Origin of the sequence: Pseudoxanthomonas sp. 3HH-4, assembly GCF_006716465.1 — a bacterium.
Classification (GTDB): domain Bacteria; phylum Pseudomonadota; class Gammaproteobacteria; order Xanthomonadales; family Xanthomonadaceae; genus Pseudoxanthomonas_A.
In genome coordinates, this window is sequence record NZ_VFPB01000002.1 from 123,270 (window position 1) to 141,118 (window position 17,849).

The 17,849-nt window shown below is 66.1% G+C and carries 19 protein-coding genes and 1 tRNA gene; 1 reads left to right on the top strand and 19 read right to left on the bottom strand.

The window, feature by feature from the left end; genetic code table 11:
• Position 1 precedes the first annotated feature (1 nt).
• The 14 genes from nuoK to tpiA all read right to left on the bottom strand — a co-directional run bounded on the left by nuoK (position 2) and on the right by tpiA (position 11,353).
• Positions 2–307, bottom strand: coding sequence for an NADH-quinone oxidoreductase subunit NuoK (gene nuoK / locus FB548_RS07920; protein WP_142124247.1), 306 nt, complete (start codon positions 305–307; stop codon positions 2–4).
• Positions 304–957 carry an NADH-quinone oxidoreductase subunit J gene (locus FB548_RS07925; RefSeq protein WP_142124248.1) on the bottom strand — a complete coding sequence of 218 codons (654 nt, stop codon included), beginning with the start codon at positions 955–957 and terminating at the stop codon, positions 304–306. The genes nuoK and FB548_RS07925 overlap by 4 nt, the downstream gene beginning before the upstream one ends.
• 10 nt (positions 958–967) lie before the next feature.
• Positions 968–1,456 (bottom strand): NADH-quinone oxidoreductase subunit NuoI, encoded by a 489-nt coding sequence (gene nuoI, locus FB548_RS07930; protein ID WP_055943845.1) that lies wholly within the window; start codon positions 1,454–1,456, stop codon positions 968–970.
• The gene (gene nuoH, locus FB548_RS07935) at positions 1,457–2,548 is read right to left on the bottom strand and encodes an NADH-quinone oxidoreductase subunit NuoH (protein ID WP_142124249.1); all 1,092 of its coding nucleotides are present in this window, start codon (positions 2,546–2,548) and stop codon (positions 1,457–1,459) included. It abuts the gene before it with no gap.
• Positions 2,545–4,776: an NADH-quinone oxidoreductase subunit NuoG gene (nuoG, locus tag FB548_RS07940; protein ID WP_142124250.1), complete on the bottom strand. Its 2,232-nt coding sequence runs from the start codon at positions 4,774–4,776 to the stop codon at positions 2,545–2,547. Before nuoG ends, nuoH begins: the two co-directional genes overlap by 4 nt.
• Positions 4,773–6,143 carry an NADH-quinone oxidoreductase subunit NuoF gene (nuoF, locus tag FB548_RS07945; protein WP_142124251.1) on the bottom strand — a complete coding sequence of 457 codons (1,371 nt, stop codon included), beginning with the start codon at positions 6,141–6,143 and terminating at the stop codon, positions 4,773–4,775. Before nuoF ends, nuoG begins: the two co-directional genes overlap by 4 nt.
• Before the next feature lie 4 nt (positions 6,144–6,147).
• Complete coding sequence (gene nuoE / locus FB548_RS07950) at positions 6,148–6,675, bottom strand: NADH-quinone oxidoreductase subunit NuoE (protein ID WP_142124252.1); 528 nt, start codon at positions 6,673–6,675, stop codon at positions 6,148–6,150.
• Complete coding sequence (locus tag FB548_RS07955; RefSeq protein WP_142124253.1) at positions 6,672–7,976, bottom strand: NADH-quinone oxidoreductase subunit D; 1,305 nt, start codon at positions 7,974–7,976, stop codon at positions 6,672–6,674. Before FB548_RS07955 ends, nuoE begins: the two co-directional genes overlap by 4 nt.
• Positions 7,973–8,698, bottom strand: a complete 726-nt coding sequence (locus tag FB548_RS07960) for an NADH-quinone oxidoreductase subunit C (RefSeq protein WP_142124254.1) — start codon at positions 8,696–8,698, stop codon at positions 7,973–7,975. The genes FB548_RS07955 and FB548_RS07960 overlap by 4 nt, the downstream gene beginning before the upstream one ends.
• A 45-nt stretch (positions 8,699–8,743) precedes the next feature.
• On the bottom strand, positions 8,744–9,298 hold the full coding sequence (locus tag FB548_RS07965; protein ID WP_093299488.1) for an NADH-quinone oxidoreductase subunit B: 555 nt from the start codon (positions 9,296–9,298) through the stop codon (positions 8,744–8,746).
• Positions 9,289–9,645, bottom strand: coding sequence for an NADH-quinone oxidoreductase subunit A (locus tag FB548_RS07970; RefSeq protein ID WP_055943822.1), 357 nt, complete (start codon positions 9,643–9,645; stop codon positions 9,289–9,291). Before FB548_RS07970 ends, FB548_RS07965 begins: the two co-directional genes overlap by 10 nt.
• Before the next feature lie 309 nt (positions 9,646–9,954).
• Positions 9,955–10,039, bottom strand: a tRNA-Leu gene (locus FB548_RS07975).
• A 49-nt stretch (positions 10,040–10,088) separates the two neighbouring features.
• Entirely contained in the window at positions 10,089–10,526 is a 438-nt protein-coding gene (secG, locus tag FB548_RS07980) for a preprotein translocase subunit SecG (protein WP_142124255.1), read from the bottom strand.
• Positions 10,527–10,594: 68 nt separating this feature from the next.
• On the bottom strand, positions 10,595–11,353 hold the full coding sequence (gene tpiA / locus FB548_RS07985; RefSeq protein WP_142124256.1) for a triose-phosphate isomerase: 759 nt from the start codon (positions 11,351–11,353) through the stop codon (positions 10,595–10,597).
• A 111-nt stretch (positions 11,354–11,464) separates the two neighbouring features.
• Here tpiA and FB548_RS07990 point away from each other — a divergent pair, with 111 nt between their 5' ends.
• Complete coding sequence (locus FB548_RS07990; RefSeq protein ID WP_142124257.1) at positions 11,465–12,274, top strand: SDR family NAD(P)-dependent oxidoreductase; 810 nt, start codon at positions 11,465–11,467, stop codon at positions 12,272–12,274.
• A gap of 131 nt (positions 12,275–12,405) precedes the next feature.
• On the opposite strand, the gene FB548_RS07995 is transcribed toward FB548_RS07990, so the two are convergent.
• The 5 genes from FB548_RS07995 to trpB all read right to left on the bottom strand — a co-directional run bounded on the left by FB548_RS07995 (position 12,406) and on the right by trpB (position 17,753).
• Positions 12,406–13,344 (bottom strand): 2-oxoglutarate and iron-dependent oxygenase domain-containing protein, encoded by a 939-nt coding sequence (locus tag FB548_RS07995; RefSeq protein WP_142124258.1) that lies wholly within the window; start codon positions 13,342–13,344, stop codon positions 12,406–12,408.
• Positions 13,345–13,420: 76 nt separating this feature from the next.
• The gene (gene glmM / locus FB548_RS08000) at positions 13,421–14,770 is read right to left on the bottom strand and encodes a phosphoglucosamine mutase (protein WP_142124259.1); all 1,350 of its coding nucleotides are present in this window, start codon (positions 14,768–14,770) and stop codon (positions 13,421–13,423) included.
• Complete coding sequence (accD, locus tag FB548_RS08005) at positions 14,767–15,660, bottom strand: acetyl-CoA carboxylase, carboxyltransferase subunit beta (RefSeq protein WP_142124260.1); 894 nt, start codon at positions 15,658–15,660, stop codon at positions 14,767–14,769. Before accD ends, glmM begins: the two co-directional genes overlap by 4 nt.
• An 87-nt stretch (positions 15,661–15,747) precedes the next feature.
• Positions 15,748–16,545 (bottom strand): tryptophan synthase subunit alpha, encoded by a 798-nt coding sequence (gene trpA, locus FB548_RS08010; protein ID WP_142124261.1) that lies wholly within the window; start codon positions 16,543–16,545, stop codon positions 15,748–15,750.
• Positions 16,542–17,753: a tryptophan synthase subunit beta gene (gene trpB, locus FB548_RS08015; protein ID WP_142124612.1), complete on the bottom strand. Its 1,212-nt coding sequence runs from the start codon at positions 17,751–17,753 to the stop codon at positions 16,542–16,544. Before trpB ends, trpA begins: the two co-directional genes overlap by 4 nt.
• Positions 17,754–17,849: the final 96 nt, after the last annotated feature.

Below are 17,849 nucleotides of genomic sequence, written 5' to 3' on the forward strand. Positions count from 1 at the left end.
ATCAGCCTTTGAGCGTATCGACTTCGGCGACGTTGATCGTGCGTCGCGTGCGGAACAGGGTGACCAGGATCGCCAGGCCGATGGCAGCCTCGGCCGCGGCCACAGTCAGGATGAAGAACACGAAGATCTGCCCGGCCGCGTCACCGAGTTCGCGCGAGAACGCGACGAAGTTGATGTTCACGGACAGCAGCATCAGTTCGATCGACATCAGCAGCACGAGGACGTTCTTCCGGTTCAGGAAGATGCCGGCAAGGCTGATGCAGAACAGCACGGCGCCGAGCGCCAGCAGGTGGCCTACGGAAATCATGCCTTGCCCTCCCCTTCTGCCGGGGCGCTCGCCGGCGTTTCGCGCACCGGCTTCTCCGCCGGCATCGACACCATGCGGATGCGGTCGCTCGCCTTCACGCGCGACTGCTCGCCCGGATCCTGCGTCTTGATGCCGGTGCGCTTGCGCAGCGTCAGCATCACCGCCGCCACCACGGCGACGGTCAGGATGACGGCGGCAAACTCGAACGGCAGCAGGAACTCGGTGAACAGCGTGCGCGCCAGCCAGGCCGTGTTGGACACGTCGGCAGCAGCGGAGGCGGCGTTGTCCGGGAACGGTACTGCCATCTTCGCCTTGATGCCGATCAGCACCAGCATCTGCGCCAGCATCACCACCGCGACCAGCAGGCCAACCGGCAGGAACTTCACCCAGCCCTCGCGCAGCGCGTCGACATCGATGTCCAGCATCATCACCACGAACAGGAACAGCACCATCACCGCGCCCACGTAGACGAGGATCAGGGCCACGCCCAGGAACTCCGCACCCACCAGCAGCCAGGTACAGGCCACCGAAAAGAACGTCAGGATGAGGCACAGCACGGCATGCACCGGGTTGCGCACGCTGATCACCGCGCCGGCGGCGACGACCGCGACGGTGGCGAAAGCGTAGAAACTGATCAGGACCCAATCCATTCTTCGGACCTCAGCGGAAAGCGGCGTCGGCGGCGCGGCGTTCGGCGATCTCGGCTTCCAGCCGGTCTCCGATCGCCAGCAGCTGCGGCTTGGTGACGATGTTCTGCCCGCGCTTGTCGAAGTGGTACTCCAGCACGTGCGTTTCCACGATCGAGTCCACCGGGCAGCTTTCCTCACAGAAGCCGCAGTAGATGCACTTGAACAGGTCGATGTCGTAGCGCGTGGTGCGGCGGGTGCCGTCCTCTCGCGGGGCCGAATCGATGGTGATCGCCAGCGCCGGGCAGACCGCCTCGCACAGCTTGCAGGCGATGCAGCGCTCTTCCCCGTTGGGATAGCGACGCAGCGCATGCAGCCCGCGGAAGCGCGGCGACTGCGGGAACTTCTCCATCGGGTACATCAACGTGTACTTCGGCTTGAAGGTGTACTTCAGCGTCAGCCACAGGCCCTGCATCAGTTCCAGCAGCATCAGGCTCTTGAAGTAGTGCACAACCTTGTTCATTTACACACCCTTCTCGAACACGCCGAAGAACACCAGCAACGCCGTCACCGCAATCCACACGATGGTCAGCGGAATGAACACCTTCCAGCCCAGCCGCATGATCTGGTCGTAGCGGTAGCGCGGGAAGCTGGCGCGGAACCAGATGTAGGCGCTGGCGAAGAACAGCACCTTCAGCAGCAGCCACGGCCAGCCGCCGGTCCAGATCCAGTTGATCCAGGGTGACACGTCGGCGGTGATCCAGCCCTGCAGCGGGCTCAGCCAGCCGCCCAGGAAAAACAGCGACACCAGGAAGCTGACCAGGATCATGTTGGCGTATTCGGCCAGGAAGAACAGCGAGAACGCCGCACCCGAGTACTCCACCATGTGGCCGGCGACGATTTCCGATTCGCCTTCCACCACGTCGAACGGCGAGCGGTTGGTCTCGGCGACGCCGGACACCCAGTACACGATGAACAACGGGAACAGCGGCAGCCAGAACCACTCGAAGAAGCCGGCGTTGCCCGACTGCGCCATCACGATGTCGGTCAGGTTCAGGCTGCCGGCGGCGATCAGTACACCCACCAGCGCGAAGCCCATCGCGATTTCGTAGCTGACGACCTGCGCGGCGGAGCGCATCGCGCCGAGGAAGGCGTACTTGGAGTTGGACGCCCAGCCGGCGATGATGATGCCGTACACGCCCAGCGAGGTCATCGCCAGCAGGTACAGCAGGCCGGCGTTGGCGTTCGACAGCACCAGTTGGTAATCGAACGGCACTACCGCCCATGCGGCGAAAGCCGGCGCCAGCGTGATCAGCGGCGCCAGGATGTACATGGTCTTCTGTGCGCTGCTGGGCTGGATGATCTCCTTGAACAGCAGCTTGAAGACGTCGGCAAAGGCCTGGAAGATGCCCATGCCCACGTACATCGGCCCGTGGCGCACGTGCATCCAGCCGATCAGCTTGCGCTCCCACACCACGTAGAACGCCACCGAGATGATCACCGGCATGGCGATCGCCAGGATCTTCAGCACGATCCACAGCACCATGCCGATGTCGCCCAGCCCGAAGAACCACTCGCGCAGGGGGCCGACCGCGTTGATCAACAGTTCGTTCATGCGCTCACCACCGTCACGCGTCCGGCGCCCAGCGGCGCCGTGGCACCGTAGCCGCTCTCGATCCAGGCGACGCCCGCGGCGACGCGTGCATCCACCACCACCGGCAACGCGGCCGTGCCGATGCCGTTGCCGACCTTGGCCATCTGGCCTTCGGCGACGCCGGCGGCCTGCGCGTCGGCAGGATTCAGCACGATGCGGTCACCCACGTTCAGCGGGTGCGCCTGCAACGCTTCGGCGCGGCGGACGGTGCCGTCGATGCGATAGATCGCCGCCGTGACGGCCAGCTCCAGGCCCTGCCCGTTGCTCGCCGGCGCAGCAGACTTCGCCACGGCGACAGACTTCGTTCCGGCGACAGCGCGTGCGCCGGTGATATCGGTGAACTCGAAGCCGGCGAGTTGCAGTTCGCCGCCCAGTGCGCGCAGCACTTTCCAGCCGTCACGCGCTTCGCCCGGCAGCTTGCCGGCGGCCTGAGTCCGCTGGTCCTTGCCGTCCAGGTTGGTCAGCGTCGCGTCAATCTCGGGCAGCAGGCCGATCGGCAGGATCACGTCGGCCACGTCGCGCGTCGACTTGCAGGCGAAATGGCTGAACGCCACGACCTTCGCAGAGGCCAGCGCGCGCGAGGCGGCCGGCGTATCGGCAAAATCGAGGCCCGGTTCGATGCCGTAAATGACATAGGCGCTGCGCGGCTCGGCGAACATGCCCGCCACGTCGCGGCCGGTCGGCAGCACGCCGTGGCGTGCCAGACCAACCGCGTTTGCGCCTTGCGGGACGCGGCACAGCGATGCGCCGGTCGCGGACGCGTAGTCCGCCGCGGCGGCACGCAGCGAGGCTGCCTGCGGGTGATTCTCGGCGATGCCACCGACGATCACGACCGCACGGTTGGCGGCCTTGGCGACGTCGCGCAACGCGGCGTCGCTCAACGCAGCACCGAGCTTCGACGGCGCGACGATGTGCTTGCCGGCGATGCCGAACGCGAAATCGAAGTCGACCGGGTTGACCACGTGCACCTTGGCGCCGTTGCGGACGGCCTTGCGGATGCGCTGGTGCAGCAGCGGCAGCTCATGGCGGATGTTGGTGCCGAACAGCACGATGACATCAGCCTGCTCGATCTCCGCCAGCGGCAGCGCGAAAGGTTCCGCCACCGCGCCATCGGAGAAGTCGCGGTTGTTGATACGGTGGTCGAGGTTGCCAGTGCCAAGGCCGTCGGCCAGCTTCGCCAGCAGGCCGCCCTCCTCGTTCGACACCGCCGGATGCACCAGCACGCCGACGCTGTCGCCACGGTTCGCGCGCAGGATTTCGGCAGCCGCGGACAGGCCTTCGGCCCAGGACACTTCGCGCCACTCGCCATCGACCTTCTGCAGCGGCTTCACCGCGCGGTCGTCGGCATACAGGCCCTGGTGCGAATAGCGGTCGCGGTCGGACAGCCAGCACTCGTTGACGGACTCGTTCTCGCGCGGGACGGTGCGCAGCACCTGGCCACGACGCGAGTGGTAGAACACGTTGGAACCCATCGGGTCGTGGAAGCCGACGGATTCGCGTGCGATCAGTTCCCACGGACGGGCGCGGAACTGGAACACCTTGTTGGTCAGCGCGCCCACCGGACAGACGTCGATGACGTTGCCGGAAATCTCGGTGGTCAGCGGCTTGCCGTCGTAGGTGCCGATCTGCAGGTTCTCGCCACGGTACATGCCGCCCAGCTCATAGGTGCCGGCGACGTCCGCGGTGAAGCGGACGCAGCGGGTGCACTGGATGCAGCGGGTCATCTCGGTGGCGACCAGCGGACCGATGTCCTCGTCCGGCACCACGCGCTTGCGTTCCTGGAAGCGACTGACCGAACGGCCGTAGCCCAGCGACAGGTCCTGCAGCTCGCATTCGCCACCCTGATCGCAGATCGGGCAGTCCAACGGGTGGTTGATCAGCAGGAATTCCATCACGTTGCGCTGCGACTTCAACGCCTTGTCGCTGCGCGTGGCGATCTTCATGCCATCCATCACCGGCGTAGCGCAGGCCGGCGCCGGTTTCGGCATCTTCTCGACTTCGACCAGGCACATGCGGCAGTTCGCCGCGATCGGCAGCTTCTCGTGGTAGCAGAAGCGCGGGATCGGGATGCCGGCCTTGTCGGCGGCCTGGATGATCATCGAACCCTTGGGCGCGGCCAGTTCCTGCCCGTCGATGAAGACGGTCACGTGGTCGGGCGGCAGGTTGGGATTCACGGGCTGCGCACTCACGCGGCCACCTCCAGGTTGGAACGGACCACCTTGCCGTCGCGCTCGTCATCGACGAGGAAACGCTTGTTGACGATCGCGTATTCGAATTCATGCCAGAAGTGGCGCAGCATGCCCTGCACCGGCCACGCGGCGGCTTCGCCGAACGCGCAGATGGTGTGGCCTTCGATCTGGCCCGCGGCCGCGCGCAGCGTCTGCAGGTCCTCGATCGTGGCCTTGTGCTCGGCCACGCGGGTCAGCATGCGGTACATCCAGCCGGTGCCTTCGCGGCACGGCGTGCACTGGCCGCAGCTTTCCTTGAAGTAGAAACGCGCTATGCGCTGGCAGGCACGCACCATGCAGGTGGTGTCGTCCATCACCACGACGGCGCCCGATCCAAGGCCGGAACCGGCCTTCTGGATGCTGTCGTAATCCATCGTCAGGCCCATCATCACTTCGCCCGGCAGCACCGGCATCGACGAACCGCCCGGGATGACCGCCTTGAGCTTGCGGCCTTCGCGCATGCCGCCGCAGAGTTCCAGTAGGTCGGCGAACGAGGTGCCCAGGCGGATCTCGTGGTTGCCCGGACGCGCGACGTGGCCGGAGACCGAGAAGATCTTGCAGCCACCGTTGTTGGGCTTGCCCAGGTTCATGAACCACTCGGCGCCGTTGCGCACGATGGCGGGTACCGAAGCGTAGGTCTCGGTGTTGTTGATCGTGGTCGGCTTGCCGTACAGGCCGAAATTGGCCGGGAACGGCGGTTTGAAGCGCGGCTGGCCCTTCTTGCCTTCCAGCGACTCCATCAGCGCGGTCTCTTCACCGCAGATGTAGGCGCCCGCGCCCAGCGCGTTGTACAGGTCGATGTCCACGCCCGAGCCGAGGATGTTTTTGCCCAGCCAGCCGTGCTTGTAGGCCTCGGCGGTGGCTTCTTCCAGGTGCTCGAAGGGTTCGTGGTGGAACTCGCCGCGCAGGTAGTTGTAGCCCACGGTGGAACCGGTGGCGTAGCAGGCGATCGCCATGCCCTCGATCACCGCATGCGGGTTGTAGCGCAGGATGTCGCGGTCCTTGGCGGTGCCCGGCTCGGATTCGTCCGAGTTGCAGAGGATGTACTTCTGCATGTCGCCCTTGGGCATGAAGCTCCACTTCAGGCCGGTCGGGAAGCCCGCGCCGCCACGGCCGCGCAGGCCGGACTGCTTGACCATCTCGACGACGTCGGCCGGCGGGATCTTCTCTTCGATGATCCTGCGCAGCGCGGCGTAACCGCCCGTCTTCAGGTAGTTCTCGTAAGACCACGGCTTGTCGAAGTGCAGCGTGGTGTAGACGGCCTGGTGCTCCTTGGGAGCGGGGCCGACCGGGCCGTAGCCCTCGGAATAGTGTGAGTGGCCTGCCATGCGCTTACTCCAGCCCGTCCAGCAGCTCGTCGACCTTCGCCGGCGTGAGATTCTCGTGGTAGTGGCCGTTGATCACGACCACCGGCGCGCCACAGCACGCGGCCACGCACTCTTCTTCGCGCTTCAGGTACACGCGGCCGTCGGCGGTGGACTCGCCGAGCTTGCAGCCCAGTTTCTTCTCGGCGTGCGCGACCAGGTCCTGGGCGCCGTTGAGCCAGCAGCTGATATTGGTGCAGAAGGCGACGTTGTTGCGGCCGACCTTCTCGGTCTCGAACATCGAGTAGAAGCTGGCGACCTCGTAAGCCCACACCGGCGGCAGGTCCAGGTACTTGGCGACGGCGGCGATCAGCTCGTCGGTCAGCCAGCCGTTGTTCTGCTCCTGCGCAGCATGCAGGCCCTGCAGCACCGCGGAACGCTTGCGGTCCGGCGGGAACTTGGTCAGCCAATGATCGATGTGCGCGCGCGTCTTGTCGCTCAGCGCCACCAGCGGATCGACGTTCTGCGCCGCCTCGAAATTACCCGTGGCCCTCATCGGTCCACCTCACCAAAGACAAGATCATAGGTACCGATCATCGCGACGACGTCGGGGAGCATGTGGCCGCGCACGATCTCGTCCATCGAGGACAGGTGCGCGAAGCCCGGCGCGCGCAGCTTCACGCGGAAAGGCTTGTTGGCGCCGTCGGACACCAGGTAGCAGCCGAACTCGCCCTTCGGCGCCTCGACGGCGGAATAGGTCTCGCCGGCCGGCACGCAGTAGCCTTCGCTGAAGAGTTTGAAGTGATGGATGAGCGCTTCCATGTCGTCCTTCATCTCCTCGCGGGAGGGCGGCGCGACCTTGAAGTTCTGCACCATGACCGGGCCGGGATTGGCCTTCAGCCACTTCACGCACTGCTGGATGATGCGGTTGGACTGACGCATCTCGGCGACGCGGACCAGGTAGCGGTCGTAGCAGTCGCCATTGACGCCGACGGGGATGTCGAAATCGACCACGTCGTACTTCGCGTACGGCTGCTTCTTGCGCAGGTCCCAGGCGATGCCCGACCCGCGCAGCATGGCACCGGTCATGCCCAGCGCGCGCGCCTGTTCCGGCGAGACCACGCCGATGCCGACAGTGCGTTGCTTCCAGATGCGGTTGTCGGTCAGCAGCGTCTCGTACTCGTCGACGCGCTTGGGGAATTCGTTGGTGAAGTCTTCCAGGAAGTCGAGCAGCGAGCCCTCGCGCGCCTGATTGAACTGTTTCAGTGCCTTGCCCTTGCGCCAGGGCGACTCCTTGTACTTCGGCATGCGGTCCGGCAGGTCGCGGTAGACGCCGCCTGGCCGGTAGTACGTCGCGTGCATGCGCGCGCCGCTGACCGCCTCATAGCAGTCCATCAGCTCTTCGCGCTCGCGGAAGGCGTACAGCATGACCGCCATCGCGCCGAGGTCGAGCGCGTTGGAGCCGATCCACATCAGGTGGTTCAGGATGCGGGTGATCTCGTCGAACATGGTGCGGATGTACTGCGCACGCTCGGGCGCCTCGATCCCCATCAGGGTTTCGATGGCGCGCACGTAGGCGTGTTCGTTGCACATCATCGACACGTAGTCCAGGCGATCCATGTAGCCGATCGACTGGTTGAACGGCTTGGACTCGGCCAGCTTTTCGGTGCCCCGGTGCAGCAGGCCCACGTGCGGGTCCGCGCGGACGATGGTCTCGCCGTCCATTTCCAGGATCAGGCGCAGCACGCCGTGCGCGGCCGGATGCTGCGGGCCGAAGTTCAGCGTGTAGTTGCGGATCTCCTGCTTGCCTTCAGCAGGGTTGCTGGCGAACGCGACGCCGGATTGCGGATTGCTCATGCCTTGCCCTCGCGCCCTGCGGCTTCGCCGGCGGCGGTCTGGTAGCGCGCGTCGTCGCGGATCACGCGCGGCACGCCAACCCGCGGCTCCACCGACGTGACCGGCTCGTACACCACGCGCTTCTTCTCTTCGTCGTAGCGGACTTCGACGTTCCCGATCAGCGGGAAGTCCTTGCGGAACGGATGGCCGACGAACCCGTAATCGGTCAGGATGCGGCGCAGGTCCGGGTGGCCTTCGAAAATGATGCCGTACAGGTCGAACGCCTCGCGCTCGAACCAGTTCAGGCCCGGCCACACGTCGCACAGCGAGGCGACGACCGGAAGGCCGTCATCCGGCGCGAAGCAGCGCACGCGGACGCGACGGTTGTGCTGGTACGAGAGCAGGTGCAGGACCACCGCGAAGCGGTTGAGCTGCGAGGCACCCTGCGGGCGCTGCTCCCAGTTGAAGCGTCCTGGGCCGAAACCCTCCACGCCGCGACTGAAGCCCTCGGAGGACACGTCGGCCGTGTCCCATTCGGCACTGCCATAGCCCAGGTAATCGACGCCGCTGACATCGACGGCCTGTTCGAAGCAGAACTCGTCGCGCAGCGCCAGGCAGACCGCGTGCCAGGACGCGGACGGCACTTCCAGGGTGATCTCGCCGCGCGGCTCGGCCACGCTGACCGTCGCGTCCGCGAAGCGGGCGCGCAACTGGTCGGTGAAGTTTGCAGCTTGCTCTGCCATGGGGCGTGGCGTGCTCTGAAGGGGGATGTCGGGGGGAAGCAGGAATCAGCGCGCGATGGTCTGCGTGCGCCAGATCTTCTTCTGCAACTGGAGGATGCCGTACACCAGCGCCTCGGCCGTGGGCGGGCAACCGGGTACGTAGACGTCCACCGGCACGATGCGGTCGCAACCGCGCACGACGGAGTACGAGTAGTGGTAGTAGCCGCCGCCATTGGCGCAGCTGCCCATCGAGATCACCCATTTCGGCTCGGGCATCTGGTCGTAGACCTTGCGCAGCGCCGGGGCCATCTTGTTGACCAGCGTGCCAGCCACGATCATCACGTCAGACTGGCGCGGCGACGGGCGGAACACCACGCCGTAACGGTCCAGGTCCAGGCGCGAGGTGCCGGCGTGCATCATTTCCACCGCACAGCAGGCCAGACCGAACGTCATCGGCCACATCGAACCGGTGCGCGCCCAGTTCATCAGCGCATCGACGCTGGTGGTGACGTAGCCCTTTTCCAGCAGCGGGTTGTCGCCTTCGGGGCGCAGGATGTCGTCCACCCGCCCTTCCGGGATCGGGTTGTTCATCAGACGGTCGACGGTCTGGATCACTCCCATTCGAGCGCTCCCTTCTTCCAAACGTAAATGAAGCCGAGGAACAGCATGCCCACGAACAGGCCCATCGTGACCAGCGCACGCGGACCCAGTTCCTGGAACACCAGCGTCCACGGAACAATGAAGATGATTTCCAGATCGAAGACGATGAACTGGATGGCGATCAGGTAATAGCGCACGTCGAACTTCATGCGCGCGTCTTCGAAAGCCTCGAAGCCGCATTCGTACGGAGACAGCTTCTGCGCGTCCGGACGACGCGGACCCAGGAAGCGGCCGGCCACCATCAGCGCGATGCCGATGCCGGTGGCGACGATCAGGAACAACAGGGTGGGCAGGTAGTTGGCCAGCACTCGCTTGTCTCTTCTTGTCCTATCCGCCGGCGCGCATGACTGCGGCTCGGCATGAATGGGGCTTGCATCGCCCGCCCGGCCACGGTGTGTGCCGCGACCGACCCTTTGGCGACGCCGCCCGGGCCCACCTTCCGCGGGAGCCCTTCCGCAACACGTACCGGGCGCCCGATGAATCGCCGGGATTGTAACGGTTCGTGAACTCGCTAGTAAACGATTACCCGCGCATATCGCGGTTGTCGGCAAAAGAAAAAACCCGCCGGAAGGCGGGTTTTTCGCTGCGGGAACGACATTCATGCCGACCCGCTGTATTGGTGCCCAAGAGGGGACTCGAACCCCTACGACTTTCGTCGCTACCACCTCAAGGTAGTGCGTCTACCAATTCCGCCACCTGGGCAATCAAACCTTTGCGCAGCGCTTCGCGCACCCCGCCATTGTAGCCGGGCTCAGCCGCCCTGCGGCGGTGTCGCCGGCACCTGTTCGCCTGCGGGCACTGCATCCTGCGGTGCGGCAGGCACGGTGCTGGCCGGTGCAGGAGCCTGCTGGATCGGCGTGCTCGGCACGGTCGACGGCTTCGGCAGTTCGCCCGCAGGAGCGGCAGGTGCAGCCGGCAGCTGCGACATCACGCCGAGGTTCTGCTGCGTGGTCGGACGCGCGCTGTGCGTGGCGTACCACGCCATGAACAGACTGATGCCGAAGAACACGATGGCCAGCCACTTGGTGCTCTTGGACAGGAAGTTGGACGCGCCACGCGCGCCGAACACCGTGCCCGAAGCCCCGCCGCCAAAACCGGAACCGGCCTGGGCACCCGAGCCACGCTGCATCAGCACCAGCGCGATGATGGCGATGGCCACCAGCACGTAAACCACATTCAGGATCAACATCCACTGCATCGGAATCAGTCTCAACCGGTTGAGTCGTCCGGCCCGCGAGGGTCCGGTCTTGCCAGGGGCTACCCCCGACCGGCCGCCGCCTGCGCGATGGCCAGGAAATCCCGGGCGACCAGGGAAGCGCCGCCCACCAGCCCTCCATCGACATCGGGCTGCGAGAACAGTTCCGCGGCGTTGTCGGGCTTCACGCTGCCTCCATAGAGGAGGGTCAGCGAATCGGCGATTCTAGCATCGCGTGCGGCTACTTCGCCACGGATGAAGGCATGGACGGCCTGCGCCTGCTCCGGCGTGGCGGTCAGGCCGGTGCCGATGGCCCAGACCGGCTCGTAGGAGATCACCGCATCGGCGAAGGCCTGAGGTCCGGCAAGGTCGAACACGGCTTCCAGCTGCTTGAGGATCCGGAACTCGGTCTGGCCGTCCTTGCGCTGCTGCTCGGTCTCGCCCACGCAGAGCAAGGGGATCAGGCCGGCGTGCTTGGCCGCGACGAACTTGCGCGCCACGAACTCGCTGCTCTCGTTGTGGTACTGGCGACGCTCGGAATGGCCCACCAGACCGTATCGCGCGCCCACATCGACCAGCATGGAGGCCGACACTTCGCCGGTATAGGCACCCTTCTCGTTGCTGCTGACGTCCTGGGCGCCGAACGCGACACCCCGGTGACCGTAGTCTTCGATCAGCTCGCCCAGGTAGGGCAACGGCGGCAGGACCAGCACGTCCACCCCGTCCAGCGGAAGGCCGGCGACCAACTCGTCCATCAGCGCGGTGGCGAAACCGCGGTTGCCGTGGAGCTTCCAGTTCCCAGCCACGAGCTTGCGGCGCATAAGACCAATTCCTGTCCAGTTCGGGTCGCGCAGTCTAGCCGATGTTGTCCGGCGCACCTACCCGTCGCGCTATCGTGCAGGCCGAGCCGCCTTCGACGACCAGGATCTTCCATGACCGATGCTTCTTCCGCCCGCGCCACCGGTTACGCCCTGATCACCGGCGCCTCCAGCGGCATCGGCGAACAGATCGCCCGCGAGTACGCGCGCCGCGACGTACCGCTGGTACTGACGGCTCGCCGTGTGGAGCGATTGCAGGCACTGGCGACTGAGCTGCGGGCACAGGTGCCGGTGGAGATCGTGGCGGCGGACCTGGCCGATCCGGCCGCTCCGGCGGCGCTGGTCGCCGAGATGGAACGGCGCGGCGTGGCGATCCGCATCCTGGTCAACAACGCCGGCTACGGCATGCCGGGTCGCTACCGCAGCAACGCATGGGCCGATCATGCGGCGTTCCTGCAGGTGATGGTGACCGCGGTCTGCGAACTGACGTGGCGACTGCTGCCCTCGATCCGTGCCTCCGGTCAGGGCCGCATCCTCAATGTCGCCTCGTTCGCCGCGCTGATGCCGGCTGCCGAGGGGCAGACGCTGTATGCGCCGGCGAAGAGCTTCCTCATGAAGTTCAGCGAGGCGATGGCGCTTGAGAACGCCGACCGTGGCGTACATGTCACCGCGCTGTGCCCGGGCTTCACCTATTCCGAGTTCCACGACGTCACCGGCACGCGGGCGCGCATGCGGGTGTCGCCGACGATGTGGCTGCAGGCGACGGAGGTGGCGCGTGCCGGCGTCGACGGCAACGAGCGCGGCCAGGTGCTGGTGGTGCCCGGATGGCGCTACCGGGTGATGCACGCCATCGTGAAACTGCTGCCGCATCGCGTGGCGATGGGGATGATGGCTAGAGGTTCGCGGCGCGTACGCCCCCTTTAGGGGCGCACGCGCCGCGAACCCGTGATTCGTGACCGGTGATTCGTAAGAGCAGAGCGCCATGCTTGACCGCCTCGCTGCTGCTCTGGCTGTTGCGAATCACGCCTCCCGAATCACCAATCACGGCTCTGCAGCTACTTCAGCTTGATCTCGCGCAGGCGCTCTTCCAGATAGCTCTGGGCCGTGATCGCCTCGGGATAGCGCTTCGGATTGTCCGGCGTGACCGTGGACGGCAACACGTCGATCAGGAAGTCCGGATTCGGGTGCAGAAAGAACGGCACCGAATAGCGGGGCTGGCGCGCCTGTTCGCCGGGCGGATTGGTCACGCGGTGCGTGGTCGACGGGTACACATGGTTGGTCAGGCGCTGCAGCATGTCGCCGATGTTGACCACGATGGTGTCGGCGTCGGAGGTGAATGGCACCCACTCGCCCTGCTTCGACTTCACTTCCAGACCCGCAGCGCTGGCACCTACCAGCAGCGTGATCAGGTTGATGTCCTCGTGCGCGCCGGCACGCACGTTCGGGATGTCGTCGGCGGTGATCGGCGGGTAGTGGATCGGGCGAAGGATCGAGTTGCCGGTGTCGGTCTTGTCGGCGAAGTAGGTTTCCGGCAGACCGATGTGCAGCGCCAGCGCCGACAACACGCGCGAACCGAGCTGGTCCAGCGCCTGGTACAGACCATAGCCATGTTCGCGGAAGCCGGGCACTTCGGCCGGCCACAGGTTCGGCGGCATCACGTCGCGGTACTTCGAATCATCGGGAATCTCGCGCCCGACATGCCAGAACTCCTTCAGGTCGAAGTGCTTGGAATCCTTCGCGGTCTCCACGCCAAATGGCGTGTAGCCGCGCGCACCGCCGCCGCCCGCTACGTGATACTGCTTCTTCACCTCGTCGGGCAGCGCGAAGAAACGCTTGAACACGTCGTAGGCCGCATCGATCTGCGCCTGCGGGATGCCGTGGTTGCGGATGCCGGCAAACCCCCATTCGCGGTAGGCCGCGCCCAGCTCGGCCACGAAGGCCTCGCGGTCGGTGTCGAAACGGGTGATGTCCAAGGTAGGAATACGGGCACTCATGCGACTCTGCTCCAACAGATGTGTTGCGCGGGAGCGCCAGTGAAGCATTCCCACGCCAGGTGTTCATTGATCAGGCTCAAGCGGTGGCGGCAGCCCGCACGGCCTCGGCCAGAGTTTCAAGCGTGTCCTTCACCAGCGCGTCGTCGTCGGCCTCGACCGTCACGCGCACCACCGGTTCGGTACCGGAAGGGCGCAGGAACGCCCGGCCACGCCCCGACACCGCTGCCTGCGCCTGCGCGAGCGCGGCCTGCACACTCGCAGCCTCGGTGGGTCTGGCGCCGTTGGCCAGCTTCACGTTGATGGTCTTCTGCGGGAGCATCGACAGGCCATCGAGCGCATCACGCAGCGTGACCTTGCGACGCCTCAGGGCTTCCAGCACCTGCAGCGCGGCGATGATGGCGTCGCCGGTGGTGGTGCGATCCAGGCACAGCAGGTGGCCGGACGCTTCCCCACCCAGCACTGCGTTGCCTTCGACCAGTGCCTGATGCACGTAACGGTCGCCGACCTTGGTGCGGACGAAGGGAATCTCGAGCTTGGCCAGCGCGCGTTCCAGACCGTAGTTGGTCATCAGCGTACCGACCACCGGGCCACGCAACCGCCCACTCGCCTGCCAGTCCCGCGCCAGCAGGTAGATCAACTGGTCGCCATCGACCGGCGCGCCCTGTGCGTCGGCCATCAGCACGCGATCACCGTCCCCATCGAAGGCGATGCCCAGATGGGCACCGGACTCGCGCACCTTCGCGGCCAGGCTGTCGATGTGCATCGAGCCCACGCCGTCGTTGATGTTGACGCCGTTCGGCTCGGCACCGATGGTGATGACGTCGGCACCCAGTTCGCGGAACAGCAGCGGTGCGATGTGGTACGTCGCGCCATGCGCACAGTCCAGCACCAGTTTCAGTCCCTTCAGGTCGAAACGGCGCGGCACGCTGGCCTTGCAGAACTCCATGTAGCGACCGACCGCATCACGGGTGCGGATCGCCTTGCCGAGCTTCTCGGATTCGGCGGTGAAAAACGGTGCGTCCAACGCCGCTTCGATTGCCAGTTCGGTCGCGTCATCGAGTTTCTCGCCTTCGGCAGAGAAGAACTTGATGCCGTTGTCGTAGTGCGGGTTGTGCGACGCGCTGATCACGATGCCGGCGTCGGCACCCAGCGTACGGGTGAGGAAGGCCACCGCAGGCGTCGGCATCGGCCCCATCAACTGCACGTCGGCACCGGCGGCGACCAGGCCAGCCTCCAGCGCGGCTTCGAACATATAGCCGGAAATGCGGGTGTCCTTGCCGATCACCACGACCGGACGCGTGTCGCCCGCCTTCTCGCACAGCACGCGGCCCAGGGCATTGCCCAGACGCAGCACGAAATCGGCGGAGATGGGGCTGGTGCCGACGCGGCCACGAATGCCGTCGGTCCCGAAGTACTTGCGGCTCATGCGGTCACCAGTTCGCTTTGCTCGGGCTTGGGCTGTCGCATCATCAACGCCAGCAGGTCGGCGAGGCGGTCACGCAGTTCGCGGCGATCGCATATCTGGTCGATGGCGCCATGCGCCACCAGGAACTCCGAACGCTGGAAACCCTCCGGCAGCGTCTCGCGCACGGTCTGCTCGATCACGCGCGGGCCTGCGAAGCCGATCAGCGCTTCCGGCTCGGCCAGGTTGATGTCACCCAGCATCGCGAAGCTGGCCGATACGCCGCCGGTGGTGGGGTGCGTCATCACCGAGATGTACGGCAGGCCGGCTTCGCGCAGCCTGCCCAGCGCGGCCGAGGTCTTGGCCATCTGCATCAGCGAGAACAGGCTTTCCTGCATGCGCGCGCCGCCGCTGGCGGAGAAGCACACGAACGGCGAGCCGATCTCCAGCGCCTTCTCGGCACCGAGGGAAAAACGCTCGCCGACCACCGAGCCCATCGAGCCGCCCATGTAAGCGAAGTCGAACGAACTGGCGACCAGGTCGCGGCCTTTCAGCGTGCCCTGCAGCGTGATCAACGCATCGCGCTCGCCGGTGCTCTTCTGCGCAGCTTTGATGCGGTCGGCGTACTTCTTCTGGTCCTTGAACTTCAGCACGTCGGTCGGGCCCAGCGCGGCGCCGATCTCACGAGTGCTGCCGGGGTCGAACAGCGCCGCCAGGCGGGCGCGGGCGCGGATCGGCATGTGGAAGCTGCATTTCGGGCAGACCTCCAGGTTTTCCTCCAGCTCCGGACGGTACAGCACCGCGCCGCAGCGGTCGCATTTTTCCCACAGCCCCTCGGGGACGCTGCGTTTGCTCTTGCCTGCGTTGCCTTCGGTGCGGATGCCCGACGGCATCAGTTTGCTGAGCCAGCTCATGCGTGGTCTTGCTGCCTGCCCCGGGAGGGGCCCAATGGATTAGCGCGGCAGTTTAGCTCAGTCGTCCATGCACAACCGTACGGTGCTTCAGCCGTCCATTGCCGCACGCAGCGGGGCCAGGAAGGCGGAGGCTTGGGCCGGCGCATCCGCGCCCGCTTCGGCCAACGCCGCGACCAGCGCGCTGCCTACCACCACGCCATCGGCGTCGACAGCCATCGCGGCTGCACTGGCCGCGTCCTTGATGCCGAAGCCGGCCACCACTGGCACACGCGAGTCCGCCCGCAGCTGCTTCAGGCGCTCGCCCGCCGCGCCGATGTCCAGACGGTCGGACGCGCCAGTGACGCCGGCAAAGCTGACGTAATACAGGTAGCCCTGCGCGGTATCGCACAGCATCCGCAGGCGTTCCGGCGAGGTGGTCGGCGACGCCAGTGCGATCAGTGCCAGGCCATGCTCATCGAAGATGGCGCGCGTTTCGCTGGCTTCTTCCGGCGGCAGATCGACCAGCAGCACGCCATCCACGCCGGCGGCGACGGCCTCCCGCGCGAAACGCGCCGGGCCGTGGATCTCGACCGGGTTCAGGTAGCCCATCAGCACGATCGGCGTGGTGTCGTCCTGCTGGCGGAATACCTCCACCGCCTCCAGCACGTAGCGCAGGCCGGCCCCACGCGCCAGCGCGCGCTCCGAGCTGCGCTGGATGACCGGACCGTCGGCCATCGGGTCGGAGAACGGTACCCCCAGTTCGATGACATCCGCACCGGCATCGACCAGTGCATGCATCACCGGCACCGTGGATTCCAGCGAGGGATCGCCGGCGGTGATGAACGGCACCAGCGCCTTGCGGCCGGCGGCCTTGAGGGCGGCGAACTTCGTTTCGAAACGGCTCACAGGCTGATCCCCTCGCGTGCGGCAATGGTGTGCACGTCCTTGTCGCCACGGCCGGACAGGTTGCACAGCACCAACTGGTCCTTCGGCAGGTCGCGCGCCAGCTTGATCGCCTGCGCGACGGCGTGGCTGGATTCCAGCGCGGGCAGGATGCCCTCGGTGCGGGTCAGGCGATGGAACGCCGCGAGCGCCTCCTCGTCGGTCACCCCGACGTACTCCGCGCGCCCGCTGTCCTTCAGGAAGGCGTGCTCCGGGCCGACGCCCGGGTAGTCCAGGCCGGCGGAGATCGAATGCGTTTCGATGATCTGCCCGTCGTCGTCGCAGATCACGTAGGTGCGGTTGCCGTGCAGCACGCCCACGCGGCCAGCGGCGAGCGAGGACGCATGGCGTCCGGTCTCGATGCCGTCGCCGGCGGCTTCGGCACCTACGATGCGGACGCCCGGATCGTTGAGGAAGGCGTGGAAGAGGCCAATCGCATTGCTGCCGCCGCCGACGCAGGCGGTGATGGCATCGGGCAGGCGGTCGTAGTCGGCCAGCATCTGCGCCCTCGCCTCGCGGCCGACGATGGCGTTGAAGTCGCGCACCATGCGCGGATACGGGTCCGGGCCGGCGACGGTGCCGATGATGTAGAACGTGTCGTGCACGTTGGTCACCCAGTCGCGCATCGCTTCGTTCAGCGCGTCCTTCAACGTCGCCGAGCCGCTGGTCACCGGCACCACGGTCGCGCCGAGCAGCTTCATCCGGTAGACGTTGATCTTCTGGCGCTCGATGTCGGTCGCGCCCATGTAGACCACGCATTCCAGGCCCAGCCGGGTGGCGACGGTGGCACTGGCGACGCCGTGCTGGCCCGCGCCGGTCTCGGCGATGATCCGCTTCTTGCCCATCCGGCTGGCCAGCAGGGCCTGCCCGATGGTGTTGTTGATCTTGTGCGCGCCGGTGTGGTTCAGGTCCTCGCGCTTGAGCAGGATCTGCGCACCGCCCACTTCCCGGCTCAGGCGCTCGGCGTGGTAGATCGGGCTGGGCCGGCCGACGTAGTGCTTGAGGTCCTTGTCGAAGGCGGCGATGAAGGCCGGATCGATCCGCGCAGCGTCATAGGCGGCCGCCAGTTCCTGCAGCGGCCCCATCAGGGTCTCTGCAACGAAGCGGCCTCCGTGGCGACCGAAATGGCCGGCGGCATCAGGGTAAACGTGGTAGTCGGCGGGAGCAGGCATGGGCGGCAGGACAGTCTTCACGGGCTGTCACTCTAGCGCACACGTCATCAACGGAAAAACGATGAAATATCGCCTACCCGTGACTTAAACTCACGC